The organism is Micromonospora sp. D75 (assembly GCF_018070405.1).
Taxonomy (GTDB): Bacteria; Actinomycetota; Actinomycetes; order Mycobacteriales; family Micromonosporaceae; genus Micromonospora; species Micromonospora chalcea.
On sequence record NZ_JAGPXV010001020.1, the window covers coordinates 1 to 1,155 of the forward strand.

1 protein-coding gene and 1 pseudogene are annotated in these 1,155 nt (G+C 70.6%); both read left to right on the forward strand.

The features are described from left to right. Nucleotides 1-427 precede the first annotated feature (427 nt). Nucleotides 428-724, forward strand: a complete 297-nt coding sequence (locus tag KBX39_RS31645) for a DUF1540 domain-containing protein (RefSeq protein ID WP_013286940.1) — start codon at nucleotides 428-430, stop codon at nucleotides 722-724. Between the two features lie 151 nt (nucleotides 725-875). Next, a pseudogene (locus tag KBX39_RS31650) lies at nucleotides 876-1,155 on the forward strand (DUF2470 domain-containing protein); the annotation flags it as partial.

The following is a 1,155-nucleotide window of genomic DNA, read 5'->3' on the forward strand; positions in this document are numbered from 1 at the left end:
ACGGAACCGGCGCTGCGGAAATTCGATTTCCGCCCCGGGCGGCGAAACCAATTCCCGGCTCCGGAGCGCCGATTTCCGCACATCAATTCACCTCCCCGATCCGGCGCATGACCCTCGGCGCGCTCCAGGCCGTTCGCCGGACCGCACCCTGCGCTCGGACCAGCGCGGACGGGGCCAGCGCACGCCCACCTCGCACCGGCAAACAAAGGCTTTCCTTACAAAGGTAAGCCTCATCTTCGCCCGCCCGGGAGTTCGCGCGGGATCGACGGTTTACCGCCGCCGACGCCGCATTCCGCTGCTATGGTGAGCATGATCCTCACTTCGGGCGGACAGGTTTGAAGCCCCGCTCGCAGGGCTAATACCGAATGGCATTCGAGCACCACGAGGCCGGCCGTCGCACCGCCGGCCCGCATGACTTGGAGGCACCATGAAGACGCTGTTGCAGTCTCCGCCGGTACGTGAGTGCGCCGCCACGGCGTGCAGTTTCAACGACAACGGTTGTCACGCGCCCGCGATCACCGTGGCGGCGAGCGCCGACGCGGCGTCCTGCGCGACGTTCGTCGAGTCGTCGCTGAGCGGCGGGATCGCGGAGGTCACCGGCGCGGTGGGCGCGTGCGCGCGGGCCGAGTGCGTGTTCAACACCAACCTCGCCTGCACGGCCGAGTCGATCACGGTGGGCCCCGGCGCCACCGTCAGCGACTGCCTGACCTACCAGCCCGCCTGACAAAGCGGACACCCACGCCCGTACGGGTCACGACGGTCACCGTCGTGACCCGTATGCGTCTCCGGCACCCGACCCGCCGTTGCACAGGTAAGGCTTACCTACTACCGTCTGACCTGGGCCGACTTCACCCCTTCCGGCCGAGGAGACAGACATGGCGTTGCACCCCGCCGGGCGCCCGGCCCCGTCGACCGGCGTCACCCCGGTCGCCGCCGGGCCGTCTCCGGTCACCTCCACGCCCCGCGACGCCGTCGCCGCCCGGTGCGTGCTGAGCGCTGCCTCGTCGCTGCGGCTGACGCTCGGCGACACCACCGCCGACCTCCTGTCCGCCCACGCAGTCCTCCCCGACGGCACGATCGTCCTCGCGGTCGACGCGATGAGCCGCACCGGCGGCCTGCTGGTGGCCGCGCGCGGTCACCGCGATGCGGTACGCG

Bases quoted from the DNA above. Each gene is read 5' to 3' on its own strand.
- KBX39_RS31645 (WP_013286940.1), top strand. From the start codon at position 428: ATGAAGACGCTGTTGCAGTCTCCGCCGGTACGTGAGTGCGCCGCCACG.